The sequence below is a fragment of the Mesorhizobium sp. ES1-3 genome, from assembly GCF_020164795.1.
GTDB lineage: Bacteria > Pseudomonadota > Alphaproteobacteria > Rhizobiales > Rhizobiaceae > Mesorhizobium.
Genome location: NZ_JAIUGW010000019.1, coordinates 80,563 through 105,663 on the forward strand (window position 1 = coordinate 80,563; position 25,101 = coordinate 105,663).

24 protein-coding genes and 1 tRNA gene are annotated in these 25,101 nt (G+C 62.9%); 14 read left to right on the forward strand and 11 right to left on the reverse strand.

Features of this window, described 5'->3' with window-relative positions; genetic code table 11:
- The first annotated feature begins 92 nt into the window (after positions 1-92).
- A complete protein-coding gene (locus LB536_RS22875; protein WP_224596592.1) occupies positions 93-1,001 on the forward strand; it encodes an MBL fold metallo-hydrolase in 909 nt (302 codons plus the stop codon).
- Positions 1,002-1,064: 63 nt separating this feature from the next.
- Here the strand turns inward: LB536_RS22875 and LB536_RS22880 are convergent, their stop codons facing one another.
- Positions 1,065-1,850, reverse strand: a complete 786-nt coding sequence (locus tag LB536_RS22880; protein WP_224596595.1) for a DUF1499 domain-containing protein — start codon at positions 1,848-1,850, stop codon at positions 1,065-1,067.
- A gap of 80 nt (positions 1,851-1,930) precedes the next feature.
- Positions 1,931-3,559 (reverse strand): fatty-acid--CoA ligase, encoded by a 1,629-nt coding sequence (locus LB536_RS22885; RefSeq protein WP_224596597.1) that lies wholly within the window; start codon positions 3,557-3,559, stop codon positions 1,931-1,933.
- Positions 3,560-3,892: 333 nt separating this feature from the next.
- Between LB536_RS22885 and LB536_RS22890 the strand changes: the two genes are divergently transcribed.
- The gene (locus LB536_RS22890) at positions 3,893-4,246 is read left to right on the forward strand and encodes a hypothetical protein (protein WP_224596599.1); all 354 of its coding nucleotides are present in this window, start codon (positions 3,893-3,895) and stop codon (positions 4,244-4,246) included.
- Between the two features lie 92 nt (positions 4,247-4,338).
- Positions 4,339-4,728 (forward strand): DUF427 domain-containing protein, encoded by a 390-nt coding sequence (locus LB536_RS22895; protein ID WP_140760994.1) that lies wholly within the window; start codon positions 4,339-4,341, stop codon positions 4,726-4,728.
- Positions 4,729-4,822: 94 nt separating this feature from the next.
- Here the strand turns inward: LB536_RS22895 and LB536_RS22900 are convergent, their stop codons facing one another.
- The 3 genes from LB536_RS22900 to ppdK all read right to left on the reverse strand — a co-directional run bounded on the left by LB536_RS22900 (position 4,823) and on the right by ppdK (position 9,623).
- Positions 4,823-5,563: a polysaccharide deacetylase family protein gene (locus LB536_RS22900; RefSeq protein WP_140760996.1), complete on the reverse strand. Its 741-nt coding sequence runs from the start codon at positions 5,561-5,563 to the stop codon at positions 4,823-4,825.
- A gap of 125 nt (positions 5,564-5,688) precedes the next feature.
- On the reverse strand, positions 5,689-6,816 hold the full coding sequence (locus LB536_RS22905) for a glycosyltransferase family 9 protein (protein WP_224596601.1): 1,128 nt from the start codon (positions 6,814-6,816) through the stop codon (positions 5,689-5,691).
- A 128-nt stretch (positions 6,817-6,944) separates the two neighbouring features.
- Complete coding sequence (ppdK, locus tag LB536_RS22910) at positions 6,945-9,623, reverse strand: pyruvate, phosphate dikinase (RefSeq protein WP_224596603.1); 2,679 nt, start codon at positions 9,621-9,623, stop codon at positions 6,945-6,947.
- A 225-nt stretch (positions 9,624-9,848) separates the two neighbouring features.
- On the opposite strand from ppdK, the gene LB536_RS22915 reads away from it, so the two are divergent.
- From LB536_RS22915 to LB536_RS22925, 3 genes are all read left to right on the forward strand, one after another.
- Complete coding sequence (locus LB536_RS22915) at positions 9,849-10,193, forward strand: VOC family protein (RefSeq protein ID WP_224596604.1); 345 nt, start codon at positions 9,849-9,851, stop codon at positions 10,191-10,193.
- A gap of 128 nt (positions 10,194-10,321) precedes the next feature.
- Positions 10,322-10,396, forward strand: a tRNA-Gln gene (locus LB536_RS22920).
- A 681-nt stretch (positions 10,397-11,077) separates the two neighbouring features.
- Positions 11,078-11,284, forward strand: coding sequence for a hypothetical protein (locus tag LB536_RS22925; protein WP_140761007.1), 207 nt, complete (start codon positions 11,078-11,080; stop codon positions 11,282-11,284).
- A 34-nt stretch (positions 11,285-11,318) separates the two neighbouring features.
- On the opposite strand, the gene LB536_RS22930 is transcribed toward LB536_RS22925, so the two are convergent.
- The 5 genes from LB536_RS22930 to LB536_RS22950 all read right to left on the reverse strand — a co-directional run bounded on the left by LB536_RS22930 (position 11,319) and on the right by LB536_RS22950 (position 13,690).
- Complete coding sequence (locus LB536_RS22930; RefSeq protein WP_224596605.1) at positions 11,319-11,723, reverse strand: periplasmic heavy metal sensor; 405 nt, start codon at positions 11,721-11,723, stop codon at positions 11,319-11,321.
- On the reverse strand, positions 11,720-12,160 hold the full coding sequence (locus tag LB536_RS22935; RefSeq protein ID WP_140761011.1) for a hypothetical protein: 441 nt from the start codon (positions 12,158-12,160) through the stop codon (positions 11,720-11,722). The genes LB536_RS22930 and LB536_RS22935 overlap by 4 nt, the downstream gene beginning before the upstream one ends.
- Positions 12,157-12,753, reverse strand: a complete 597-nt coding sequence (locus tag LB536_RS22940; RefSeq protein WP_224596606.1) for an RNA polymerase sigma factor — start codon at positions 12,751-12,753, stop codon at positions 12,157-12,159. The genes LB536_RS22935 and LB536_RS22940 overlap by 4 nt, the downstream gene beginning before the upstream one ends.
- Before the next feature lie 91 nt (positions 12,754-12,844).
- A complete protein-coding gene (locus tag LB536_RS22945; protein ID WP_224596608.1) occupies positions 12,845-13,228 on the reverse strand; it encodes a hypothetical protein in 384 nt (127 codons plus the stop codon).
- A gap of 27 nt (positions 13,229-13,255) precedes the next feature.
- Positions 13,256-13,690: an EF-hand domain-containing protein gene (locus LB536_RS22950; protein ID WP_224596609.1), complete on the reverse strand. Its 435-nt coding sequence runs from the start codon at positions 13,688-13,690 to the stop codon at positions 13,256-13,258.
- A 236-nt stretch (positions 13,691-13,926) separates the two neighbouring features.
- On the opposite strand from LB536_RS22950, the gene LB536_RS22955 reads away from it, so the two are divergent.
- The 7 genes from LB536_RS22955 (at position 13,927) to LB536_RS22985 (ending at position 21,494) form a co-directional block, all read left to right on the forward strand.
- Positions 13,927-14,349 carry an EF-hand domain-containing protein gene (locus LB536_RS22955; RefSeq protein WP_224596611.1) on the forward strand — a complete coding sequence of 141 codons (423 nt, stop codon included), beginning with the start codon at positions 13,927-13,929 and terminating at the stop codon, positions 14,347-14,349.
- A gap of 26 nt (positions 14,350-14,375) precedes the next feature.
- Complete coding sequence (locus tag LB536_RS22960; RefSeq protein WP_224596613.1) at positions 14,376-14,798, forward strand: BA14K family protein; 423 nt, start codon at positions 14,376-14,378, stop codon at positions 14,796-14,798.
- 42 nt (positions 14,799-14,840) lie between these two features.
- Positions 14,841-15,284: a VOC family protein gene (locus tag LB536_RS22965; RefSeq protein ID WP_224596615.1), complete on the forward strand. Its 444-nt coding sequence runs from the start codon at positions 14,841-14,843 to the stop codon at positions 15,282-15,284.
- Between the two features lie 619 nt (positions 15,285-15,903).
- Positions 15,904-17,352 (forward strand): TolC family protein, encoded by a 1,449-nt coding sequence (locus LB536_RS22970; protein WP_224596616.1) that lies wholly within the window; start codon positions 15,904-15,906, stop codon positions 17,350-17,352.
- Positions 17,353-17,390: 38 nt separating this feature from the next.
- Positions 17,391-19,523 carry a type I secretion system permease/ATPase gene (locus tag LB536_RS22975; RefSeq protein ID WP_140761034.1) on the forward strand — a complete coding sequence of 711 codons (2,133 nt, stop codon included), beginning with the start codon at positions 17,391-17,393 and terminating at the stop codon, positions 19,521-19,523.
- 50 nt (positions 19,524-19,573) lie between these two features.
- Positions 19,574-20,863, forward strand: coding sequence for an HlyD family type I secretion periplasmic adaptor subunit (locus LB536_RS22980; protein WP_224596618.1), 1,290 nt, complete (start codon positions 19,574-19,576; stop codon positions 20,861-20,863).
- 79 nt (positions 20,864-20,942) lie between these two features.
- Entirely contained in the window at positions 20,943-21,494 is a 552-nt protein-coding gene (locus LB536_RS22985) for a ribbon-helix-helix domain-containing protein (protein WP_224596626.1), read from the forward strand.
- A gap of 111 nt (positions 21,495-21,605) precedes the next feature.
- Here the strand turns inward: LB536_RS22985 and LB536_RS22990 are convergent, their stop codons facing one another.
- The gene (locus LB536_RS22990; protein ID WP_224596619.1) at positions 21,606-22,559 is read right to left on the reverse strand and encodes a transglutaminase-like cysteine peptidase; all 954 of its coding nucleotides are present in this window, start codon (positions 22,557-22,559) and stop codon (positions 21,606-21,608) included.
- A 323-nt stretch (positions 22,560-22,882) separates the two neighbouring features.
- Here LB536_RS22990 and LB536_RS22995 point away from each other — a divergent pair.
- On the forward strand, positions 22,883-25,101 hold a 2,219-nt coding region (locus LB536_RS22995; protein WP_263489276.1), incomplete at its 3' end, for a beta strand repeat-containing protein.

Consider the following 25,101-nt stretch of genomic DNA (forward strand, 5'->3'; position numbering starts at 1 on the left):
CGCGAACCAGAAATCGCGGTCTTGCATTTTCCTATATTGGCTTGCGTGCTATGCGGCAATCGGTTTTGCCGTTCTTGGAACAATGCGCCGACATGGCTCTCAAATTCGATACCAGCTTCGACCCCGCATATGGCCAGGGCGTAAGCGTGGCCCCCGACGTGCAGCGCGTCACGGCCCGGAATCCCAGTCCCTTCACCTTTCATGGCACCAACAGCTATGTCGTGGGACGCGACACGCTGGCGGTGATCGATCCCGGACCGGATGACGGGTCGCATCTCCGGACCTTGCTCGACGTGATCGCCGGACGGCCGGTCAGCCACATCTTCGTCAGCCACACGCATCGCGACCATTCTCCGCTGGCGGCCCGGTTGAAGGAGCACACCGGCGCCCTGGTGCTGGCGGAAGGACCGCACCGAACGGCGAGGCCCTTGCATATCGGCGAAACCAATGCGCTCGACGCCAGCGCCGACACCGCTTTCGTTCCCGACATCGCGTTGCTGGACAGTGAACTGGTCAGCGGCGACGGCTGGGCGATCCGGACGGTCCTGACGCCCGGCCACACCGCCAATCACGCGGCATTCGCGCTGGAAGGAACCGGCATCCTGTTTTCAGCCGATCATGTCATGGGTTGGGCAACCTCCATCGTCGCGCCGCCGGACGGGGCAATGGCCGATTACATGGCATCGCTGGACCGGCTGATCGAGCGCGGCGATCGCCTGCTGCTGCCTGGCCATGGTGGACCGGTAGCGGCGCCGCGCGCTTTCATGCGCGGGCTGAAGACCCATCGCAAGATGCGCGAACGAGCCATACTGGAGCGGATCAGAGCCGGCGACAGGACCATTCCCGACATGGTCAAGGCGATCTACAGGGATACCGATCCCCGGCTGCACGGCGCCGCCGGCCTGTCGGTGCTTGCCCATCTGGAGGACCTGGTGGCGCGCGGCGTGGTGGCGACGGACGCCGCCCCCGCCATCGACGGCATCTTCACGCCGGGCCGATAGGCCTGCCCACCACCCACGCGTTGATCCTGCCATTGTCGCGAGCGTGAATTCGCCCGGACATGGCTACTCGGCCGGCGCCGCGCCGACCTGGCCGGCGACTTCCTGATCCAGTTCCGCCAGGAAATCGGTGATGCGCGCGGCATTGTCGCCAAGGTCGTGGCGGCCGTAGCGCGAGGCCGACCGCATGTCGACGATGACCGTGTCGCCGTCATCCCTCACGCGAATGGCGACGTCCGCAGGAAGGCCAAGAACGAAGCTCGGGGCGACGGCGATGATGGTCACCTCTGTCTGTCCGGCGAGTTCGGGATAAGGCTCCGAAAGATCCCAGCCGCGCCGGTCGAGCACGGTTTCAACGGCATTGACGACGGTCTCGAATGGCAGGTCGTAGCTGCGCGCGGTGACCAATGGATAGCTGTCGGTCTGCAACGTCTGCTCACCCGGCGTCGGCGGGGACAGTACGTTCATGTCCTTGGTCCGGTCACCGACATCGAGCGCGGGCGGTTCGTCGAAATCGGTCGAGATGTCCCGCAGCGGCGGATAGATCGTCGCCCAGTAGACGGCAACGCCGTAGGGGGTGAGCACCAGCAGCGCCAGCAAGGCGCCGACGCTGAGATCACGGCCACCACGGTCACCAAAATTCCACAGCCTCGCAAAGGCCAGGCCGGCAAACAGCAGCGCCAACGCCGCCAGCAGGGCGACAATGCCCAGCACCCACAGGAACACCGGCGTTTGGACGAGGCCGAAGCGATGGCCGACAAAGTTCGTCAGCAAAAGAACCATCGAAAAGGCGGCCGTGCGCCGCGACCAGCCGGCAGCCTTCGACGTTTGCCGTTCGGGAATGCTAACCATTATTCTCTGCGCTGCCCCAACCCGGATGGAGGTTTAGTGCCTTTTTGCGGCGGCTTGAAGCCGAAACACGCAACATCCCCTCAATCCGTCGGCAAGCGATAGTCCCTGAACTGCTGACGCAAGGTGGTCTTCTGGATCTTGCCGGTGGCGGTGTGCGGTATCTCGCCGACGAAGGCGACGTCGTCCGGCATCCACCATTTGGCCACCTTGCCATCCATGAAATCGAGAATCTCGGCCTTGGTCGGTTCCTTGCCCGGCTTGGCGACGACGACCAGCAAGGGCCGCTCACCCCATTTCGAATGCTGGACGCCGATGGCCGCCGCTTCCGCTACATCGGGATGGCCGACGGCCAGATTCTCCAGGTCGATGGTCGAAATCCATTCGCCGCCGGACTTGATGACGTCCTTGGCGCGATCGGTGATCTGCATGTAGCCGCCAGCATCGATATGAGCGACGTCTCCGGTATCGAACCAGCCTTCCTCATCGAACTGCTCCGCGCCCGCACCGCCATAATAGGCGCGGGCCACGGCCGGGCCGCGTACCTTGAGCCGGCCAAACGTCTTGCCGTCCCAGGGCTGCGCGTTGTTCTCGTCATCGGTCACCTTCATTTCGACGCCGAAGGGCGGATAACCCTGCTTGCCCTGGACGTCGAGCCGGGCCTCGCCGTCAAGGCTGACATAGTCCGGCTTCAAGGTGCATAGCGTGCCGAGCGGCGACATTTCGGTCATGCCCCAGGCGTGGATGACCTGCACACCGTAATTGTCCTGGAATTTCGTCATCAGTGCGCGCGGGCAGGACGAACCGCCGATAACGACCTTGTTCAGATAGGGAAGTGTCTTGCCGGTCTCTTCTAGATATTGCAGCAGCATCATCCAAACGGTCGGCACGGCGGCACTGAAGGTCACCTTCTCCTGATCGAGCAACTCATAGATCGAGGCGCCGTCCATCTTGCAGCCAGGCATGACCAGCTTGGCGCCGGTCATCGGACCGCTCTGGCCAAGGCCCCAGGCATTGGCATGGAACATCGGCACCACCGGCAGGATCGTGTCGCGCGCCGACAGGCCCATGGAGTCGGGCATGGCCGCGATCATGGCGTGCAACACGTTCGAGCGATGGCTGTAGAGGACGCCCTTCGGGTCGCCCGTCGTGCCGGACGTATAGCACATGCCGGCCGCGGTGCCTTCATGAAAGGTCTTCCAGGCGAAGTCGCCATCGACCTCGTCAAGCCAGTCCTCGTAGGCAACGACACCGGGCAGGGTCGTTTGCGGCATGTGCGCCTTGTCGGTGAGCACGATCACCTTCTTCAGCGATTGGACGGCACCCGCGATCTTCTCCAGCAACGGGATGAAGGTAAGGTCGACGAAGACGGCCTTGTCCTCGGCGTGGTTCATGATCCAGACGATCTGTTCGGGAAACAGGCGCGGGTTGAGGGTGTGGTAGACAGCACCGATGCCCATGATGCCATACCAGGCCTCGATGTGGCGGGCGGTGTTCCAGGCCAGCGTCGCGATGCGGTCGCCCAAGGCAAAGCCGTCGCGCTCCAAGCGCTGGGCGACCTTGAGGGAACGACGATGGATGTCGGCGTAGGTGGTGCGCACGATCGGCCCCTCGATCGAACGCGACACGATTTCGCGCACACCATGTTGCCTTTCGGCATTGTCGATCAGCTTGTGGCACAGCAGCGGCCATTCCTGCATCAGTCCCAGCATGCCGTTCCCTCCGTGACGCTTTTTGCCCCGAGCTTTTCGCCTCGCGCTTTTGACCGCATTGTGAAGCGAACCGGCGAATTGTCCAGCCACCCACCGGCGCGGCTGACGAAAGTCGGAGTTCGGCCTGTATTTGGCAAATGATTGAATCCGGACGCTTTTTGATTTTGCCTGGCTGGCCTGCTGCCATTCGAATGGCATGGGCTTCAAATACATTACGCCGGCGCAAACTCTCGTGATCGGACCAACCGCAAAAAGTGCCATAATCCGGCCATCGTCGGCGTTAATCTTCGTTAACGGGCAAAGGGGTGCGATTGGCGACGGAAAGAGGTTCGCATGGACGCGCTCGACGATAAGGTTCTCGAGAGTACTCTTGCCGAAAGCCTGGCCGATCTGGTGCCGGACGAAAAGACTGTTTCCGAAGACGAGTTCGTCGAAGTTGTCGGCGGCGCGCTCGAAGCGGTCGGCGGCACGCTGCTGTTCAAGATGTGCGTCCAGAACGAAGGGGAAGGCCAGCATGTCGCGGCGGCATCCGTCGGCGATGGCGGCAATCGCCAGTTCCTGCTGCTCACCTTGCCAATCGGCGGCGGGGCGCTGAAAGTCGAGACCATTTCGAGAAGCAGCAACCCGGTGGCGGGCATCGCGGCCGCCTATGCCGGGCTGATGGACGCCTTCAAAACCGCCGCCTGATTTCCGCGGCAACGCGAAGGCTAGTCTTGCGCCACGGGCCTTGTTCTATCCGGCCGCCCACCACACTTAAGGTCGGGGCAAGGAGAACCAGCATGGACAAGATCGCCAACCCGGCACCCGGCTTCCAACGCAATCCCGACAAGGTCATCACGATAGAGCCGTATTCCGGCACCGTCACGGTCCGCGCCGGCGATACGGTCATCGCGTCGTCCACGAAGGCGAAGGTGCTGACGGAGGCACCCTACCCCGCAGCCTTCTACGTTCCGTTCGCCGACATCGATTTCGACAAGCTCAGCCGAACGGACCACTCGACCCACTGCCCCTACAAGGGTGACGCCAGCTATTGGAGCGTGCTGCCGGCGGGCGAAGCGGGCAAGGACGCGATGTGGGCCTACCGGCAGCCGTTCGACGAGATGGCCGACATCCGCGACCACGGCGCGTTCTACGCCAGCAAGGTCACCATCGAAGCCAAGCCGGACTGAACGCTTCGGCCCGACGCATCTACGGGTGCATTGAGATTCAGATCAGGCCCAGTCGTTAGAGCGGTTCGGCGATTCCATCAAACACTGAACAGCCCTACTCGGTGGTACCGTGATCGCCCGTCCCATCGGCGTCGTCGAGCCGCACGAAGGTCATGCCCTTGTCCTTGAGCGCCAGCAGGCCCTGCACAACGCCCTCGCCCGCGGCATGGGTCGGCTGGTTGATATGAGAGATGATGACGTCGCCATCCTTGGCCGCAGCGATACGCCTGGCCGTCTCCTTGGCGCCGAGCAGCGAGCCGCCGTCGCCATTGATCGAGAAGCCGGCAATCTTGAAGCCCAGCTTGCGGATCATCGCGATGGCCGAGGGGCTGTATTCGGCCGTTGCGCCGCGGAACCATTTCGGCGCCGGTTCGCCGGTCGTGGCCAGAGCCGCGGCCCCTGACTCGACCTCGGCGAGCACAGCCTCCGGGCTGCCGGCGCTGCTTATGCCATAGATTTTCCGTGGCGTGTCGACCGCCGGAACATGGCGACCGCCGTGATTTTCCAGTTCGAACAGGTCGGGATGCGCCCGCATGATCGCGACGGCATCGGCGTTGCGCTTCAGCCAGATGCCGGTGACGAAAATGGTGGCCGGTATCTTGTTCTCCACCAGCGCCGAGAGAATGCGCGTGTCGGTCTTGCCGCCGCAGGCATCGAGCGTGAGCGCAACGCGGCCGGTTCCGCTTGCGGCCGGCTTGATGTGCAGCGTGGGTTCGACCAGCGGCGCGGCATGGGCGCTGGATATCAGCGCCACCGACACGGCGATCATGCAGACATGTTTTTGCAGCAGATGCATCAAACCAAATTCCCGACCCGCGACTTCAAGCCGCTATCCCAAAACCCGCATGAAGGCGAAAATCGGACGAGGGATAGCAGAAAAACGCGTGACGCGGCAATTTGAACTTCCGCTTGGTGAACGCGTCATTCGGCGACAGTCCGGCCGGTCCATTGCCCTCGGACAGCGCGTTCCTTTTCCAGCTCGGTGCGTGCGAGGATCTCGCGCACCGCATCGACCACCGGCTTCACCTCAAGACGCCAGACGCAGCACGCCTTGCTGGGATCGGTTCGGCGACACAAATCCCTGGCCACGCAATCGCACGGCATTGGCGGCCGGAGCACGATGCTGGGCACGCCGACAGGTCCCCAGCGTGCCGGATGCGTCAGGCCGAAAAGGCCGACAACCGGGGTGCCCGCGGCAGCGGCCATGTGCATAGGGCCGCTTTCGTTGCCGAGAAACAGCCGGGCCCGTTCCAGGACCGCCAGCAGGCTCTCGAGCGACAGCGCTCCAACCAGATCGACCACCGGCGCCGCCGTCCCGGTAACGATCCGTGCGGCGGTTTCACGTTCGTCAGGCCCTCCCACCAGGACGACACCCAGTCCGGTTTCGGCCGCAATCTCGTCAATCGCCTGGGCAAACCGTTCCGGCTGCCATTGCCGGCCCTTGAAACTCGCGCCCGCATGGATGGCGACGAAGGCGTTCGAGTGGATATGGTGCCCGTCCAGAAGCACCAAGGCTTTCGCGGCCTCGGACGGCAACGGCTGGATGCTCGGTACCGTCACGCGCAGATCGATGCCGAGCGCTTCAAGCGGGGAGAGGTAGCGATAGACAAAATGCTGGCCGCCAAACCCAAATGGTCTGGCAAACACATTGGCGGGCTGCCTCTCCAACAGCTTCAGCGGCCTCTCGGGAGGATTGTAGCCGATACGTGTCCTGGCGTTGACGAAGCCGCTGACCACCCGAGAGGTCTTGGAATCGGTCAAATCGATCGTCAGGTCGAAATGGAAGCGGCGCAGCGCCCGCACCACGGCATAGAGCTCTTTTCCACGCTCCAGCGGGTTGCCTCGAATGCGGGCTCGCCTGAACGCAACCACCTCGGAAGCGATGCCATGCGCAACCACGAAGCTCTCGAAGTGGGCTTCGCAGAGGAACACGATCCTGGCGCCGGGAAATTCGAGCTGCAGGTTTCCGGCGAGCGTCGAGGCGAGGACGATATCGCCTATGAACTTCGTTTGAATAATCAGGATCGAGCGGAACGGAGCGGGTGGCATCTAAAACGTGTGTTTCCGGAGACAATTGGCGGTCATCCGCAAATTGATCGCAAACAATGTCGAGATTACGCTCATGTCGCCAGTACGTCCGCGTGAGTTTTCATACAAACCGCAAGCTTCGTACCGGTCTATCCGCGTCCTACCTTTGCCGCCTGCACAGCGGCCTGCGCCGCAGCCAGCCTGGCGATCGGCACGCGATAGGGTGAGCAGGAGACGTAGTCGAGCCCGACCTCCTCGCAGAAGCGGATCGACGAAGGATCACCGCCATGCTCGCCGCAGATGCCAAGCTTGATGCTGGGCCGCGTCGCCCTGCCCTTTTGCGCCGCCATGCGCACCAGTTCACCGACACCGTCAATGTCGAGAGAGACGAACGGATCCTGCTCGATGATGCCCTTCTGGCGGTAGGTTTCCAGGAAGGAGGCCGCATCGTCGCGCGAGATGCCGAAGGTTGTCTGGGTGAGGTCGTTGGTACCGAAGGAGAAGAACTCGGCCGTCTCGGCGATGACATGGGCGCGGATCGCCGCGCGGGGGAGCTCAATCATGGTTCCGGTGAGGTAATCGATCTTGACGCCGCTCTCGTCCATGACGCTCTTGGCGACCGCATCGATGCGCGCCTTTACATAATCGAGTTCCTTCACCAGGCCGACCAGCGGCACCATGATCTCGGGCACCACCAGTGCGCCGGCTTTCTTGCCGGCCTCGACGGCCGCCTCGAAAATGGCGCGCGCCTGCATTTCGGCGATCTCGGGGTAAGACACGGCCAACCGGCAGCCGCGATGGCCGAGCATCGGGTTGAATTCGTGCAGCGCCTCGGTGCGCTGCCTGAGCTTGTCGGGCGACACATTCATCACGGCCGCGACTTCGGCGATTTCGGCCTCGGTCTTGGGCAGGAATTCGTGCAGCGGCGGGTCGAGCAGGCGGATCGTCACCGGCAGGCCGGCCATGATCTCGAACAGTTCCAGGAAATCCGAGCGCTGCATGGGCAGAAGCTTGGCCAACGCGGCGCGCCGGTCCTTCTCGGTGTCGGCCAGGATCATCTCGCGCATGGCGACGATGCGGGCGCCGTCGAAGAACATGTGCTCGGTGCGGCATAGCCCGATGCCTTCGGCGCCGAAGGAGCGCGCCATGCGGGCGTCGAGCGGCGTTTCGGCGTTGGTGCGCACCTTCATGCGGCGCACCGCGTCCGCCCACTCCATGATGGCGGCGAAATCGCCTGACAGTTCGGGCTGCAGCATCGCCACGGCGCCCTTGAGCACCTGGCCGTTGCCGCCGTCGATGGTGATGATGTCACCCTTGCGGAAGGTCTGTCCCATCGAGATCAGCGTGCCGGCCCTGTAATCGACACGCAACGAGCCGGCGCCGGACACACAAGGCTTGCCCATGCCGCGCGCGACCACCGCGGCGTGGCTGGTCATGCCGCCGCGCGTGGTCAGGATACCCTCGGCCGCATGCATGCCGTGGATATCTTCCGGACTGGTCTCTATGCGCACCAGGATCGCCTTGCGCCCTTGCGCCTTGAGATCCTCGGCATCGCCGGAGGAAAAGACGATCTCGCCGGTGGCGGCCCCGGGAGACGCCGGCAGGCCGACACCGATCACGTCGCGCGCGGCTTCTGGGTCGATGGTCGGGTGCAGCAACTGGTCGAGCGAAGCCGGATCGATGCGCGCGACCGCCTCTTCCTTGGTGATCAGCCTGTCCCTGGCCATCTCGACGGCGATCCTGAGCGCCGCTTTGGCGGTCCGCTTGCCGGACCTTGTCTGCAGCATCCACAATTTGCCGCGCTCGATGGTGAATTCGAGGTCCTGCATGTCGCGGTAGTGCTTTTCCAGGCTGTCGGAGATGGTGACGAAGGACCGGAAGGCGTCCGGCATCAGCTTCTGCAGTGACGGCTTGTCGGAGCCCGCCGCGATGCGCGCCGCCTCGGTGATGTTCTGCGGTGTGCGGATGCCGGCAACGACATCCTCGCCCTGCGCGTTGACCAGGAACTCGCCATAGAGCTGCTTTTCGCCGGTCGACGGGTTGCGGGTGAAGGCAACGCCGGTGGCCGAGGTCTCACCCATATTGCCGAACACCATGGCCTGGACATTGACCGCCGTGCCCCAGCTTTCGGGAATATCGTGCAGGCGCCGGTAGGTGATGGCGCGGTTGTTCATCCAGCTCGAAAACACCGCGCCGATCGCGCCCCAGAGCTGCTCGTGCGGATCCTGCGGGAACGGCTTGCCCAGCTCTTCCTCGACCTTGGCCTTGTAGAGCGCGATGACGCCTTGCCATTCGATGGCCGTCAGCTCGGTGTCGAGCTCATGGCCGAGGCTGGCTTTCTGGTCTTCCAGAATTTCCTCGAATACCTCGTGATCGAGGCCCATGACGACATCGGAATACATCTGGATGAAACGGCGGTAGCTGTCATAGGCAAATCGCGCATCGCCGGAATCGGAGGCCAGCGCCTCGACCGTCTCGTCGTTCAATCCGAGATTGAGCACGGTGTCCATCATGCCGGGCATCGACGCCCGGGCGCCGGAACGCACCGAAACAAGGAGCAGCTTCGACGGGTCGCCGAACCGGCGGCCGGTCAGCCGGCCGATACGGTCGAGCGCGACGGCGACGTCGGCTTCCAATCCCGCCGGATAGGTCCGGCCATTGGCATAGTAGGCATTGCAGACCTCGGTGGTGATCGTGAAGCCGGGCGGCACCGGCAGGCCCAGGCTGCACATCTCGGCCAGATTGGCGCCCTTGCCGCCCAGCAGATTCCTGTCGCCGGCACGGCCTTCCGCCGCACCATCGCCAAAGGTGAAAACCCATTTGGTCATGCTTTGCTCTCCGGTTGCAGGAGATTGGAAAGATTGGCGAAACGGAAAGCTCCACCCGTGTCCGACTTTGGAGCGATATGATGCTGCAATGCGAAAGGCAAGCGCCGGGCAAGCCGCCGGGTCACTACAATCGATTAAGAAAAAGCCATCCCCCGGGATGCGTCAAAAAGACTTGCCACCTCACGGTTCGAGGCCTAGAACATAAAGGGAACAAAGAGGTGCCTCATGCAACAGCCTGGAAAACTGGACTATCTGGAAATGCCGGCGACAGGCGGCACGCTGGACCGGATGAAGGGCTTCTATAGTGCTGCCTTTGGCTGGTCGTTCACCGACTATGGACCAACCTATTCGGCCTTTGCCGAGGGGCTGGACGGAGGTTTTCAGGCCGATGCAGAGGAAGCGCCGGCCAAGCCGCTGCCCGTGCTTTACAGTGAGAATCTGGAAGAAACCCTTGGCGCGGTCGAAAGCGCCGGCGGAACGATCGTCAAGCCGATATTCGCATTCCCGGGCGGCCGACGCTTCCACTTTGTCGACCCGGCCGGCAACGAGTTGGCTGTGTGGTCCGTATAGTCCGTTTGTGGATCATCTGGCGGCAATCGCACTGCTGGTCAGCTGAGTGCCTTCGCGGTCGCTCATAAGCATTGTGCTTTTCGGCTGCTCTGCTAATAACGCGCCCGCACAGCGACTCTGACGGCTATTGGGGCGTCGCCAAGTGGTAAGGCATCGGTTTTTGGTACCGACATTCCCAGGTTCGAATCCTGGCGCCCCAGCCAAACTGGACTCCCCGTCGGCAACGCTGTTTGCTGTGCGCTAGTTGCCGCTCCGGACGCGACCGTTTCCGCAAGTAGATCAAAGGGTTGCCTGAATACGGCGTGACCCTCGCCTTTGTCCCATTGGCAGTTCGACAGCACGAGATTCAAGAGTCGCTTTTTCTCGTGCACAGGCTGTTTCACAGACAGTCGGCAGGCATTGCGCGCCAGTTCCAACAGCCGGATGCCGTCCTCCATGTATGATTCTTCGGCGCTACCATGGCGCTCTATCTCGGGAAACAGCCGCGTCTGTTCGGTTCGCCATGTGCTGACATCCGGTCATAGAATGCGTTGTCGATGCGGCCATCGAGCTTGTCGAGATACATGGCGTGCAGCCGATCCTCGAGCCGCTTGTACTCGACCTGGCATCGATGATCGCAGCGCCCAAGCCCCCGGCGAGCGCCAACGGCTTGCCAATCACAGCGCAGGCAAGGCCGGCCGAAACGGCAACCAACAGCACGAGCGGTGCTGCGAGCACGAGCGTCGCCACGCCGGCCATATGGCAGCGCTGCCGGGCGCAAGCGGCAGCGCCCTGAGGAAGGGCGCGAAGGCGCGTTGAAGGCAGAGCTCGGACACCGCTTTGCCGGCGAGCACTCCGAGCACCGCCAAGGCAAGTGGCAGGCCGACAGTCCATAGAAGTTGGTCGTGGCGGAGTTTCGGCGCCCCAGTATCCAAGGCGATCACGATATCGGCGACCGCATAGGCCGGAAGACCACTGCCGCCGAACGCAATCCAGGCAAGATCGCGGCGCCGCATCGCACGCAGGCCGGCGACCAGCTCGCGCCAGAGCAATATCAGGACAAGCCCGTCGTGCCGCATTGGACCGTCATCGTGTTTCCGATGTTGAAATAGGTCACGGCAATTGTGCCGCGAGTGCGGCGACCGCTCATCCGCCGCCGGCCGGCTTCGCATTGACGTTCTTCATGGCGGCAAGCAGATAATCCTGCACCGTTGCCTGAAGATTGGTCGTGGCGGCGCGCACCGCGGCCATCGCCTGGCTGACCGCCGCTTCGTCGAAGGGCCGCGCCTTCTCGGCCGCCGTCAGGTCAGCGCGCGCCGCGCGCAGCTGCCGCAGCGCTTCGAACGTGCGGGCGCGGTTGTCGCGCGTGACCGTGCGGAATTCCTTGCGCACCTCTGGCGAGTAGGCGCCCGCGACCTCCGCCAGCAACCCGCGCGCAACGGCCGCTTGGCGCAGGCCATGCGCGGCATAGCCGATGAAGAAGAAGTTGAGGGCAAGCGACAGCGCGAGCACAACCAGCACGGCCGCCCAGATCCATGAGCGCTTGGTCATAGCTGGTCCCCCTCGCCCGGGTCGGCCGCGATCGCCGACCCTCCATCATCTGCAAGCCTGGCGCCCGCAGCGAGCGCCAGAAGTTCGGAATCCTGGGGCTGGTCCTGAAGGCGCGCCACCTGGTAGCCGGCGACCGTCGCGGCGACGAGGACAGCGGCGGTGCAAGCGGCGAGGCCCGCCGGCGCAACAAGGAAGCGCAGGAGCAGGGACGGCCGCACCGCGCCACGCTGGATCCGTGCCATCACCTCGCGCGCCAGAGCATCATCGTCGCTCTCGACCAGCGCGGCCTGCCGCACGAGCCTGTCGAGTGCCGCGTCGGCGCCGGCATCGCCGTCAAGCGCCATGAACGCCAGAGCCGGTCCCCTCAAGGGTGCCGGCCAGGCATCGATATCGTCGCCGAAGCGGCGCCGGTTCTTCTCGAATTCCTCGCGTGTCATGAGGACTTCCTTTCGCGGCCCTGGGCCGCATCTGCCAAATGATCCCTGAGCGTGCGACGCCCGCGCACGAGCAGTTGCTCGACCGAACCCGCGCTGGTGCCCATCACCTCGGCTATTCCGCCGATGTCAAGCTCGCCCACGGCCCTCAGAAGCAGCGCCATCCGCTGGCGCTCCGGCAAGCGAGACAGGCCATCGCGCACGATCGCCAGTTCCTGCCTGGCGGCCGTCGCGGTCTCGGCATTTACTTCCGGCGCGGCGGGCTCCTCACCGATGTCGTCCAGCCGGAAGAAGTTGCGCAGCGCGCGGCGCCGGCGCTGGTCGATGCAGCGGTTGGCCGTGATCCGGTAGAGCCACGTCGAGGCGCGTCCTCTGCCGGGATCGAAGCGCGCGGCCTGCTTCCAGACGGTCACGAACACCTCCTGCACCACATCCTCGGCATCGGCGGCATGGCCGAGATAGCGCGTGGCGAACGTCCGCAGCCCACGGCCATGGCGGGCCATGAGCTCGGACAAAGCCGCCTGCCCCCCCGCGGCGATGTGGGCCAGAAGCTCGTCATCGCCGCGGGACGCTTCACCCGGCACGGCGGCCGGCACCGGTTGACGAAGCATCGACGGCGAGGACGAAAACCGCGACGATCCGGCTCGGCAGAAGGGCGAATTCCGACGTCAAGTCCCTCACCAGATGTCAGCGGCGCCAGCGGCGAAAGCCGCGGACCGTATTGCCGTTCGGGCCCGTGAAGCTGCCGACCGAACGGCCGCGAAACGGCCCGGCCGCGGAATAGCGCTGGCCCGAAACGGTCTTGCCGTTCGGCCCCGTGGCAGAATAGCTCCTGGAGCAGCGGTCAACAACGCCGGCCTTGCAAGTGGAACCGGACGTGTAAGTGCCGCCGTTCGGTCCAATTCGCGTCGTCGAGCCGGTATAGATGTTGCCGTCCCGGCTGACACTGCGGCTCAACTCGCCGCCACGGGCGGTCTTGCGTGTCCAGTCTTCCGCCGAGGCAGGGGAAGCCGCCGACCAGACCACCGCTGCGCCGAGGCTTAGCAATGCAAGTTTGGCTATGGAAATCATGTCACGTTTTTCCTTCCAGGTCGCGCGTCAGTTGGCGTGAGCGGAGACGATGTTGCGAATGGTCGCGATCTCGTCGGCGGAGAGCCTGCCGTCGCCGTTGCGGTCGGCGAGATCGAAGAGCGGCGTGCTCGCCTGAAACTCGTCCTCGGTGACCTTGCCGTCACCATTCCTGTCCATGCGCCGCAAACGATTGCCGAGGCGGGCCTCGGCCGCCTCGGCGCGGTCTTCTACGGCCTGCCGGGCGGTTTCGACCTCCTTCTCGTCGATGATTCCGTCGCCGTTGCGGTCGAGCCTCTTGAAGATGCGTTCGCGGGCGGCAAGGATCTCGTCCTTCGAGATCGCGCCGTCGCTATTGGTGTCGAGGCGCTGGAGGATGCGTTGGCCGGGGATGTCCTGCGCCGCGGCGGCGCAGATCGGCGTGAAGCCTAGAAGCAGGCACGCAAAGATCGCTGAGCGTTTCATGGGTTGTTCCTTTCGATTGTGACGTCGCGGGGTGAGCGACTGTCGGTCAATACGCAGCCCGGCTCGCACTCCTACGCCGGCGGCCGGATTTTTTCGTTGGCCCACTTAGCGTCAGTGTCCCGAGCGTCGAACTCGCGAAAAAAAACGCAGGCGGCGCGTAGGAGTCATCGAATGCCTGCGTAGGAGACGCTGCAAGGACGGTCCGCGGCGGGCCGTCGATTACAGCGGAGACCCAGATGACCAAGATCGTGACCGCCCTTGCGGGACTGCTTCTGTGCGGCTGCAGCGCGTTCGCTGCCGACCAGGGCGCCAGGGAGGCGTTCCGACGCATCGACACCAATGGCGACCGAAAGCTCGAGTTCAGCGAAATCCAGGCAGCGCGGGCGCGGATGTTCGACCGGTTGGACGTCAATCACAATGGCGTGCTCGAGCCTGGCGAGGTGCGGGCGGCAATCGAAGAGATCAAGTCGAAGCGCGATGTGCAGGCTGCACGGTTCACCGGCCTGCAGGCCGAAGCAAGCCGCATGGACCGCAACGGCGACGGAAAGATCTCGCGCGACGAATTTACGGCTGCCGTCCCCGACAGGCTGCTGCAGGCGGACACCGACGGCGACAAAGCATTGTCGATCACCGAGTTGCGGGCGCTGCGGCGCCAGTGACCACACCAGACCAGAGGAGACAATCGATGAACAGAACGATCACTGCTTTGTGCGGCGTGATGCTCAGCGCTACGGCCCTTGCCTCGCCGGCCGAGGCCGTGCCGCTTGCGGCGCCGGCAGCGCCGACGTCCGTGACGAGCCAGGCAACGCCGATCTGGTACCGGCGCGGCTTCTACGTCGTCGGCGGCGCCTATTACTACAATGGTTACCGGGGCTATTGGCGGGTGCGGCCCGGCTACCGCTACTACAACGGCTACTGGTTCCCGGCCGCCGCCTTCGCGGCCGGCGTGGGGGCCGCCACGGTCGCGCCACCCCCGCCCCCCGCGGCGCGCCTGGCGGCCGCCCATGTGCGCTGGTGCTACGATCGCTACCGCTCCTACCGCGCCTGGGATAACAGCTACCAGCCCTATGACGGCCCTCGGCAGCAATGCCGGTCGCCCTATAATTGAAACTCGGCGCTGCCGTCATCGACGCCGGAAGGAGGCTCGCCCATGCAGAACCGCTCCATGCCTGCCAATACGGTCATACCGGTGCTTGCCTACCCAGACGTGGAAGCGGCGAGTCGTTGGCTCTGCGAAGCCTTCGGATTCGAATTGCGGCTGACGATCGGCAATCATCGCGCCCAACTCGGCTTCCGTGACGGCGCCGTCGTGGTCACAACCCTGAAGAGCGGTGGATCCGTGCCGCCGCCCGAGGAATTCTCGGTCATGGTGCGTGTCGAGGATGTCGATGCGCACCACCGCCGCGCGATGCGCCGTGGCGCCATGGCGCTGACCGCGCCGACGAGCTACCCCTATGGCGAACGGCAATATTCCTGCCGCGATCTCGCCGGTCACGCCTGGACCTTCTCGCAAACGATCGCCGATGTCGCGCCCGAGGAATGGGGCGGCAGAGCCGAGCGTCACGTCGAAACGGATTCAGACGACACGTTTTAAGCGTTGTTTTGACGTATGCCGCCGCCTGAACGGGCGCAAAGCTGCAGTTGGGAATGCTTAAGCGCTCGTGCTGACGCGCGCTATATCAGCAAGGCACACGTGCCAGAGGTCGACGCCTCTTACCCGAAGGTCGAATCTACTGACCCACCTTGTCCATAAGCAACTGCAACTCGGGCTGCGGCGCGATCCAGAAAGTTCGAAAAGCTTCCAAGAACCCCAGCCAAGCGCAGACATTCATTGAGACTGAGCACGCACCGAATCGGCCCTGCTCAAAACGCCGCGCCAGGCGCGAGATGTTGGCAGTCGGGATGGGCCGGACCAGCCCCTACTGCACCCGAATTGATGAGGGTGCCCTTATTGCCTCCGCAAGAGCAACCTTATTTGCATACATTCCATATCTTGTTGCGGTGCTTCAAGTTTCGACACCGGCACTTGATCCCGCCAACACCTCAAATGTGTGCTATTTTTGCTACATTTTCTGGCCGTCTGCCCAAAATCTATCTTTTAGTCACAGCTTAATAATGAAACGTCCACATTAATTTGTAAGATAGCGAACAAAGCCAGGTGCCGAACCCGGCTGGGGCGCTCTTAAAAAGCGCGGGGAAACGTGGGTGGGAAAATGAAGACGATAGGTCTGTCGACCAAGATCATGGGCGTTGGCCTCTTGATGACGGCTACCATGCTGAACTGCTGGGGGGCACATGCGCTGACGCTCAAGGAGGCCATGGCGGTTGCGGTTGAATCCAACCCGGAAATCGGCCAGGCCATCGAAAACCGCGAGGCGATCGAGTTCGAGCTGCGGCAGGCAAAGGGGCTCTATCTCCCAAGCGTCGACCTGGAGGCATCTACCGGCGCTCGCCGCCTGGACAACTCCACCCGCCGCGCGCTCTCCATCGAGCACGACGCGCTTTATCCCGCGGAGACCGATCTGACGGTTTCGCAAACGCTCTATGATAGCGGCGCAAGGCGAGCCGAACTCAACCGTCAGGCCTCACGAGTCGATGGCGCCTCGTTCCGCGTGCTGGAGCGATCCGAGTTCATCGGACTTTCGGTTGTCCAGGATTACCTGGAATACATGCTTCAGGGCTCGATCGTGGCCGAGGCAAAGAAGAATCTGGGCTTTCATCAAGCGATTCTCCACGACATCAGGGAAGGCATAGCAGGCGGCGGGTTGAACGAAGCCGATCGGCAGCAGGCTGAGGAGCGGTTGTTCGCGGCCAAGGCCCGCATGCAGGAAGCCTCCGAGGAACTCGAGGCCTCGAGGATACGCTTCTTCAAGACCGTCGGGAAACCGCTGACCAATGCCTCGCGGCCAGGCGATGTTTCCTCCGCGCTGCCAAGGTCCCTGGACGACGCGCTGGGCATTGCGCGGGAAAACAATCCGCGCGTCCACATGGCCAATAGTGATATTGCCGCCGCCGCCTCGCAGGTTGACGCCGCTCGGGCGAAATACGGCCCTTCGATCGTCGCCGAAGGCACGGCCCGGGCCGGATACGACATTGACGGCGACAATGGGGACACGTCCGATTTGCAGGCACGGCTGGTGCTGCGTTGGAACCTGTACCGGGGCGGCATCGACAAGGCGAATGAGCAGGAGCAAATCCGCCGCGCCAGCGAGCAGCGGCTTGGGCTGCATCAGGTTCTGCGGGAGATCGAAGAAGCCGTTCGCACGTCGTGGGATCGCCGCTTCCGGCAAGCCGACCTGGCAAAGACCCTGAAGCTGCAAGCCGCCGCCAACGAGAAGCTGGTTGCCTCTTATCGCGAGCAGTTCAAGGTCGGACAGCGCTCACTGCTCGATGTGCTGGATGCGCAGAACACACGGTTCAACACAGCAACGCTGGCGGACACCGCGTCCTATGCATCCCTCTTTGCCCAATACCGGCTCCTGGCGGCGACCGGGCAGTTGCTGAAAACGATGGACATCCATCCGCCAAAGCAGGCCACGGCCTACGCCAAGGATGAATTTGCCGTTCCGGCGACCGCGGATACCGAAACCTATGCCCGGACCCCGTCGGAACAGACGAACGATATACCCTTCGACATCCTTGCCCCGGTCAGGAAGAAATGAGCCGGTGTAACGAGGGTTGAGGGTCCTGGCGGGCGGTCGTGAATCAGCAGCCAAACATTCTGTCGCCCAAGGAGGCATTCAAGGCCTGCTTTTCGGCGGTCGCCGCCTATCTCGGCAGGCCGAGCGCGGAGACCGTGCTGTTTGCCGGGGTGCCGATTTCGGACACGCGCATCGAGGTCGCCGAGATCAGGCATCTTGCCGAACGCATCGGTCTCGAGACCCGCGAATTCAACCATCGCGACTTCTTGCGCGGCCGCGTCGATCTTCCGGCAATTCTCTTCCGTGTCAGTCAGTTGCCGATCGCCCTGCTGGCGGAAATCGACGGCGACGGGTATCTCACGGCGCCGCAGGAAGACGGGCGCACGACTGTCGGCAAATCCGAACTGGCCGCAAGTTACATCAGTGGCGGCGTATCCTTCTCGATCACCTATGCCAACGCCACCGAAGGCATGAAGGTCGGGTCGGCGCAGCAGATCGAACGGCGCCATTGGCTGACGGGAACGATGGGCGCTTTCTGGCGCACCTATTCGAAGGTCGTGCTGTCGGCGATCTTCATCAACCTGCTGGCCATCGCCTCGCCAATCTTCACCATGAACGTCTATGACCGCATATTGCCGAACAAGGCGATATCGACGCTCTGGGTGCTGGCGATCGGTATCGGCGCCGTCATTCTCTTCGACCTGCTGCTGAAGACGGCCCGGGCCTCGCTCATCGACTATGCCGGGCGCAAGGCGGACCTGCGGATATCGTATCTGCTGTTCGAGAAGGTGCTGAATTCATCCTTGTCCGCGCGCCCGGGCTCGACAGGCGAATATGCCAACCGTGTCACTCAATATGAGTTCGTCAGGGAGTTCTTCACCTCCAACACCATCAGCGTCTTCATCGACACGGCCTTCGTCTTCATCTTCCTGCTGGTCATCTACGCGATCGGCGGCTGGTTGGTCGTCATACCGGCCTTGGCATTCGTGGCGTCGGTAATCGTCGGCCTCGTCACGCAACGTCGCATCGGCAAGCGGGTCGCCGCCTCGATGAACGAAGCATCCCAGCGCCAGGCCTTGCTGGTCGAGTCCATCTCCACGCTGGAAACAATCAAGTCCCTGCGCGCCGAAGCCTATTTGCTGAGGAAGTGGGGCGAGCATTCGAAGAATGCGGCCAACACCTCCGAGAAGATCAAGCAGCTCTCGGCGGCGGCCGGCAACATCACCCAGGCCATCCAGCAGCTTGTGACGGTCGCCCTGGTCGTGGCCGGAGCCTATGCCTTTTCGGAAGGGCACGTTTCGACAGGAGCCATCATCGGAACGGTGATGCTGGCGAGCCGGGCCGTGGCTCCGCTCGGTCAGATCGCGATCACCTTGTCGAGATTTCGCCAGGCCATGCTCTCCTTGAGAATGGTGAATTCCATCATGTCCCAGCCGGAGGACCGGCCGGACACGGTGGGCTTTGTCAATCGCCCGATCCGCAATGGAGCGATGACGTTCAAGAATGTCGGCTTCGTCTATCCCGGATCGGAAAACGAGGTTCTGTCCGGCCTGAACTTCTCGGTGAAGCCGGGGGAGCGTATTGGCATCATCGGCCGCATCGGGTCAGGCAAGACGACGATGGGACGCCTGATCGGAAGGCTTTTCCTGCCGAGTTCCGGCGAGCTGCTGCTGGATGGCATCGACATCCGCCAGTATCACCCTTCGGAGGTGCGCGCCGCAGTGGGCATCGTTGCGCAAGCTGGCGATCTGTTTTCGGGCACGGTGAAGGAGAACCTGCTCATGGCATCTCCCGAGGCGACCGACGAACAGATCATCGAAGCCGCGAAAGCCGCCGGCGTCGACGAGTTCGTGTCTCGCCATCCGCGCGGCTACGACATGAATGTCGGCGAGCGAGGCACCAATCTTTCCGGCGGGCAGAGACAGACGGTGGCGATTGCCCGGCTGCTTTTGACCAAGCCGAAGATCGTCTTTCTGGATGAACCGTCCGGCTCGATGGATCTGGCTTCGGAACGACAGCTGATCAAACAACTCAAGACAGCATTTGACCGCGACACGACGCTGATCGTCTCGACGCATCGCTTCAGCATGCTCGAATTGGCTGATCGCCTTATTGTTGTCGAGCAAGGAAAGATCGTTGCCGATGGACCAAAAGAACAAGTCATTCAGGCGCTGCAGAGAACGAATTCCTGAATGAACAAATTATATCGGGCTGAAACCGATATGATAACGGGGCGTAGGAAATGCTTGCCAGGGAAGACCGCCCGCCGCTTTTTGCGACGGCGTCCATATTCATCATAGCGGCGCTCTTCGTCGCCTTCGTCGCTTGGTCATCATTCGCCGAGGTCGACGAGATCGCGCGTGGCGATGGCAAGGTCATACCGGCCTCCAAGACCCAGGTCATCCAAGCCAGCGAGCCGGGCGTCGTTCAGGAAATCGCTGTCAAGGTGGGGCAGGTCGTCAGGAAGAACGACCTCATCATTCGTCTCGACAATACTTTGAACACGTCCAGCCTCGGCGAACAGCAAGCCAAGGCGCGGGCCCTGCAAACACGCATCGCCAGGCTCAAATACGAACAGAGCGGCAGCATCACCGGATCGTTTCCGTGTCCGCAGGACATTCAGTCGGTGGCGCCGGAAATCTGCGACAACGAGCAAAATCTCCTCGTTGCCCGGCGCGAAAACTTCGACAACAAGCTGTCGGTGCTCAAGTCGCGCCTCGACCAGCGCGAAAAAGAACTCGACGAGGCGAACGCCAATGTCGACCGCCTGACAAAAAACCTGGCTGTGAGCGACCAGCAGGCGAAGCTGGTCGAGGCGATGGTCAAGAAAGGTCTGATGGCAAGGACCGAGCAACTCAAGGTCGAGCAGGAGCAAACCGAACTCAACGGCCAATTGAACCTGGCCGGCGAGACGATAAAGAAGGCCAAGTCGGCGATCACCGAGGCGCAACTCCAGGTCGAGGAACTCGGTCTGCAGTTGAAGCAGGAAGCGCTCGATGACCTGACGCAGGCCTTGGCCGATCTTTCGGTGGTGGACGAAACCATTCGCGGCGCGACCGACAAAGTCGCGCGAACGGACATCCGTTCTCCGGTGGACGGTATCGTCAACACGATGGAACTGAACACCGTCGGCGCCTTCGTCCAGCCCGGTACTGTCGTAGCCGGCATCGTCCCCACTTCCGAGACATTGCTGGTCGAAGCGCGTGTTTCGCCACGCGATGTCGCCTTTATCCGCCCCGATCAGGATGCCTTGATAAAAGTCACGGCTTACGATTTCTCGATCTTTGGCGGCATCGAAGGCAAGGTTTCCAACATAACCGCCGACAGCCTGGTCGATCAGAAGACGGGCGAACCCTATTATCAGGTGCGCGTTTCAACCGACAAATCGACACTGGAACGAGACGGAAAGGCATATTCGATCATCCCCGGCATGATCTGTTCCGTGGATATCAAGACCGGGCGCAAGACGATCCTGAGCTACCTGCTGAAGCCGATCAACAAAGCACGTCAGGAGGCAATGAGTGAGCGCTAGCGCCATCTCTCCCCCGCCCCCGAAAGACCGTTTGCTTCTGCCGCTCCCGACAGACGATTTCGAGCTCGAGTTCCGCGTCGTGGCGCGCGGCGGCACAAGGCGCGGCATCCGTCTGGAACGGGCTTTCTGGCTTTCGCTGAAACAGATGGCCGAGAGCCGCAAATGCACCATCGGCATGCTGGTCGACGAGATCGCCGAAAGTCACGCGGAGAAAGGAAACCTGACCTCGGCAATTCGGGTGGCCTGCATACGCGCGTTGGGACACGAGAACCTGAATTTGCGCAGGCTTGCGTCGATCAGGACGGTAAACGCCATTCTGCTTGCCTGTCCGTCGCCGGCTTTCGCCTTGGCATCGACGAAGAAGATCGTGACGTTCAATGCGCCGTTCCAGCAATTGGTCAAACGGCAGTTGCCGACGGCGTTCGACGGAGACACGCGGCAGGACCTGAAGCTGGCGCTGGATCTCAACGTGGCGGATATATTCGCGCGCCTCGACACCAACGGCGACGTTGCCGTTGCGAGCGGATTTGTGATCGGCGCCGGCGAGCGCCGTTACCGGGGCCAGCTGAACGTGGTGCGGGCGCCGGCGCTGGACCTGGAATTGCTGATGGCTTTTGTCTTCAACGGTTAGAGCAACTCCAGGAGAAGTGCGTAGCGGTTTTCCCGGGAAAGGCGCGTAGCGCTTTCCCTAGGAATTGCTCTGGGCATTCGGCCAGGACAAAAAAGCGACCGCGCGTTGTCTTTACTTGACTTCCGTCTGCGCGCCTTCGCCAGGCGCGACGGTTTCGAAACCGCCCTTGACGTCGGCCACCTGCGCGGCCCCCGGTTTGGACCCATGGATCCATGCCCGGTCGGTGCTGAACGAGTACAGGGGCTGATAGTCCGGAAGCGCGCTGTCCTTGAGCACCGTATTGTTGAGACTGTCGAGAATGTAAGCGCCGCTTGCTGTGCTCACCGCAAGCACGGCGTGGAAGAAACCTCGCTTGCGGTCCTGGAGAACGACGAGCGACATGCTGCGTGCCGGAATGCCGGCCCTCAGCAACGCCGTCATCTTGAGGATTGCGAAGTCCTCGCAGTCGCCGGCGCGATTGGCGAGGACTTCCGAAGGCTTCGCCCAGTAGTCGAACTTGCCGTAGACGACGCTGTCCTTCTTGTAGGCGATCAGGTGGTTGATGCCGCTGTTGATGAACGACAGTTTTTCGACGAACCCCTTGCCCTGGGCAGCCGAGACCATGGCCACGAAGGCCGGGCTCTCGTGATCACAGGGACTGCCCGCGGTGCAATCGATTATGGCCTGGTAGACCGGTGCCCAGCGCGCCGAAACCGGAAAATTGCGCATGGACAGCGCAACCGATCCGAACACCCCCGGGATAATCGACGCAGTCTGAATCGGGTCGACACCCCTGGCTTCCTGCGCCATCGCGGCGGCGGACCCGTCTTGCGCCGGAACGGGACTGTAGCCGTTCAGGACGAGGCTGATCCGGTAGGGGGCGGCCGGCTGCCAGGGCCGGTACCTTTGCAGCGAAATGCCACCGAGACCAGACGGCGCCTGGACCGTCGCAAGCAGTGCTGTTTCGGGCAGGAAATCCCTGACGGCTGGCCCGGCAAGGGCCGGCTGCGCCGAGCCGGCTATCCCCAGTGCCAGCAGAAGCAACTTGAGTTCGCGCTTCCCCGGAGCATTCTTTTGTTTTTTCATGACGCCCACCTTTGACCGTGGACGCTACCAATCTTGTCTCAAATTACTGGAAAGGAAGGTGGATAACTTTCCCGCAAAGTGATTTTGCTATTTTGTGTAAAATTTTATACGTATTTATACTTATATTTACCAAGTTTTTCGCGTTACTCGCGACAAGGCGCCGTGCATTCCAGGCATGATATAACAGATTATATGTTCACAGTTTACCAAGCGTAAAAAAAGTCATCGAACGCATATCCAAATATATAGAATGGATTGACGGACCGTTGCAAAGTCAAGCCGCCACCTGTCTCTTTCCGGGAAATGCCGGAGGGGTTTAAGCTATGGCGACCAGTATTGAATTGGACAACGTTTCGAACTCGTGGGACGAGCATTCCGTCTCCAACGATCACCACGACCTGACGGCCCCGATCCAGTTGGTGGCCCAGGCCGCGCCGGCCGAGCAAGCGGCCGCTCCGGCTCAAACAGCACCGGCCGCAGCCGAGCCTGTGCCGGTCGATGTCGGCGGCGGCGCGCCCGCGGCTGCTCCGCCAGCGGCAAATGCCCCGCACGAATACGTCGCGGACGCAAGCAACGTCGTAAAGCTTCCCGCCAATGTCTCGATCGACAACATCAAGGTCGACGGTCACAACCTCGTGCTCGAGCAGGCGGACGGCTCGGTCATCGTCATCAAGGACGGTGCCCTGAATGTGCCGACCTTCATCATCGGCGAAGTCGAAGTGCCGCGCGTGGCCTTGATCGCAGCGCTGGAAGCGAGCCATGTCGATGTCGCCTTCGGCACGGATGGTTCCATCTCGGCCGGTCCGGGAGGTTCGACCTCGAGCGCCGGCGGCAATTTCGAACAGCCTGCCGGCGGGATCGGCGACGGCTTCGGCCTGTCGGCGCTCCTGCCGCCGACGGACCTGCAATTTGGTCAGCCGGACCATCGCGAGCTGTTTGCGGGATTGGCACCGAACCACACGCCGTCGATCCTCGACCTGACGCCTGCGGTCGACGGCGGCGACACCATTGTCTCTGAGAAGGGCCTGCCGGCAACTTCGGGGTCGGAAGGCTCGGGCGAACTGGCCGCGCCCGGCGCTGACGGCGACCCGTCTGAACACAACACAGGCACATTCACCATCAGCTCACCCGACGGTATCGGTTCGCTGACCATTGCCGGCCAGGTAATTTCTGGCGCTGCCCTTGCCAACAGCGGCACCACGCCCATCGATATCACCACCCCACTCGGCAACACGCTCACCGTCACCGGCTACGACGCCAGCACCGGGCAGGTGACTTACACCTACACGCTCGTCCATGGCGCGGTTCACCCCGGTGCGGGAACCGATTCCATCTTCGACGACATGACAGTGACGGTGACCGACACCGACGGAGACATCTCGGCTCCCGGGACACTGTCAGTCCAGATCATTGACGACGTGCCGACCGCCAATGCCGACGTCGGCAACGTGCCGTCCGGCAGCAATGCCGCGCTCAACGGCGATGTGTTCGTCAACGACGTCTTCGGCGCCGACGGCGAGGACGCAGCTGGCGGAGTCGTGGGCGTGGCCAAGGGCACGACCGTGGGCGGCGCCGACGCCAATGTCGGCACCCAGGTCCATGGCGACTACGGCATGCTCACGCTCAATGCCGACGGCACCTACACCTATGTGCGCGATGCCGGCTCGCTCGGCGGCGTCAACGACGTCTTCACCTACACCATCAAGGACGGCGACGGCGATCTGTCGCACACCACGCTGACCATCTCGATCGGCGACTCCACCCCGACCGACAGCATCCCGGCGCCGGGCGGCGCGACGACCACCGTCTATGAAGCAGGCCTGCCGCCGCATGGCGGGCTGCCGGCCGGCTCCGGCGAGATCGCCGACGGCAATCCCAACAACAACTCCAACACGTCCGAGACCACATCGGGCACCATCGGCTTCACCTCGCCCGACGGCATCCAGACCGTCTCGCTCGGCGGCCATGTGCTGACCGGCGTGCCGCAGACCTTCACCGACGCCACCGGCTCGATGACGGCCAGCTATGCCTACAATGCCGCCACCGGCATCGGCTCGATCAGCTATGCCTACACGCTCACCACCAACACTTCGGGCGACAACACCAGCACCTCCTTCGCGGTCGTCGTCACCGACGCCGACGGCGACACCGCCCCGGCCGGCAACCTCACCATCAACATCGTCGACGACGTGCCGACCGCCAATGCCGACACCGACAGCGTCGCCGCCAACCAGTTCACGGCAGAAGCCGGCAACGTGCTGACCGCGGTCGGCACCACCTCGCCGGTCGCCGGCGTCGACGTGCTCGGCGCCGACGGCGCAACCGTCGCCGGCGTCGCCGCCGGCACCACCAATGCCAATCTCGACAGCGCCGCAACCATCGGTGCCGTCATCCACGGCACCTATGGCGACCTGACACTCGGCGCCAACGGCGACTATTCCTACACCCGCAACGCCGGCTCGCTCGGCGGCGTCAACGACGTCTTCACCTACACCATCAAGGACGGCGACGGCGATCTGTCGCACACCACGCTGACCATCTC

Excerpts from the sequence above, each read along its gene's own strand:
- LB536_RS22875 (WP_224596592.1), top strand. The coding sequence starts at position 93 with ATGGCTCTCAAATTCGATACCAGCTTCGACCCCGCATATGGCCAGGGC.
- LB536_RS22880 (WP_224596595.1), bottom strand. The coding sequence starts at position 1,850 with ATGGTTAGCATTCCCGAACGGCAAACGTCGAAGGCTGCCGGCTGGTCG.
- LB536_RS22885 (WP_224596597.1), bottom strand. The coding sequence starts at position 3,559 with ATGCTGGGACTGATGCAGGAATGGCCGCTGCTGTGCCACAAGCTGATC.
- LB536_RS22890 (WP_224596599.1), top strand. The coding sequence starts at position 3,893 with ATGGACGCGCTCGACGATAAGGTTCTCGAGAGTACTCTTGCCGAAAGC.
- LB536_RS22895 (WP_140760994.1), top strand. The coding sequence starts at position 4,339 with ATGGACAAGATCGCCAACCCGGCACCCGGCTTCCAACGCAATCCCGAC.
- LB536_RS22900 (WP_140760996.1), bottom strand. The coding sequence starts at position 5,563 with ATGCATCTGCTGCAAAAACATGTCTGCATGATCGCCGTGTCGGTGGCG.
- LB536_RS22905 (WP_224596601.1), bottom strand. The coding sequence starts at position 6,816 with ATGCCACCCGCTCCGTTCCGCTCGATCCTGATTATTCAAACGAAGTTC.
- ppdK (WP_224596603.1), bottom strand. The coding sequence starts at position 9,623 with ATGACCAAATGGGTTTTCACCTTTGGCGATGGTGCGGCGGAAGGCCGT.
- LB536_RS22915 (WP_224596604.1), top strand. The coding sequence starts at position 9,849 with ATGCAACAGCCTGGAAAACTGGACTATCTGGAAATGCCGGCGACAGGC.
- LB536_RS22930 (WP_224596605.1), bottom strand. The coding sequence starts at position 11,723 with ATGACCAAGCGCTCATGGATCTGGGCGGCCGTGCTGGTTGTGCTCGCG.
- LB536_RS22935 (WP_140761011.1), bottom strand. The coding sequence starts at position 12,160 with ATGACACGCGAGGAATTCGAGAAGAACCGGCGCCGCTTCGGCGACGAT.
- LB536_RS22945 (WP_224596608.1), bottom strand. The coding sequence starts at position 13,228 with ATGATTTCCATAGCCAAACTTGCATTGCTAAGCCTCGGCGCAGCGGTG.
- LB536_RS22950 (WP_224596609.1), bottom strand. The coding sequence starts at position 13,690 with ATGAAACGCTCAGCGATCTTTGCGTGCCTGCTTCTAGGCTTCACGCCG.
- LB536_RS22955 (WP_224596611.1), top strand. The coding sequence starts at position 13,927 with ATGACCAAGATCGTGACCGCCCTTGCGGGACTGCTTCTGTGCGGCTGC.
- LB536_RS22960 (WP_224596613.1), top strand. The coding sequence starts at position 14,376 with ATGAACAGAACGATCACTGCTTTGTGCGGCGTGATGCTCAGCGCTACG.
- LB536_RS22965 (WP_224596615.1), top strand. The coding sequence starts at position 14,841 with ATGCAGAACCGCTCCATGCCTGCCAATACGGTCATACCGGTGCTTGCC.
- LB536_RS22970 (WP_224596616.1), top strand. The coding sequence starts at position 15,904 with ATGAAGACGATAGGTCTGTCGACCAAGATCATGGGCGTTGGCCTCTTG.
- LB536_RS22980 (WP_224596618.1), top strand. The coding sequence starts at position 19,574 with ATGCTTGCCAGGGAAGACCGCCCGCCGCTTTTTGCGACGGCGTCCATA.
- LB536_RS22990 (WP_224596619.1), bottom strand. The coding sequence starts at position 22,559 with ATGAAAAAACAAAAGAATGCTCCGGGGAAGCGCGAACTCAAGTTGCTT.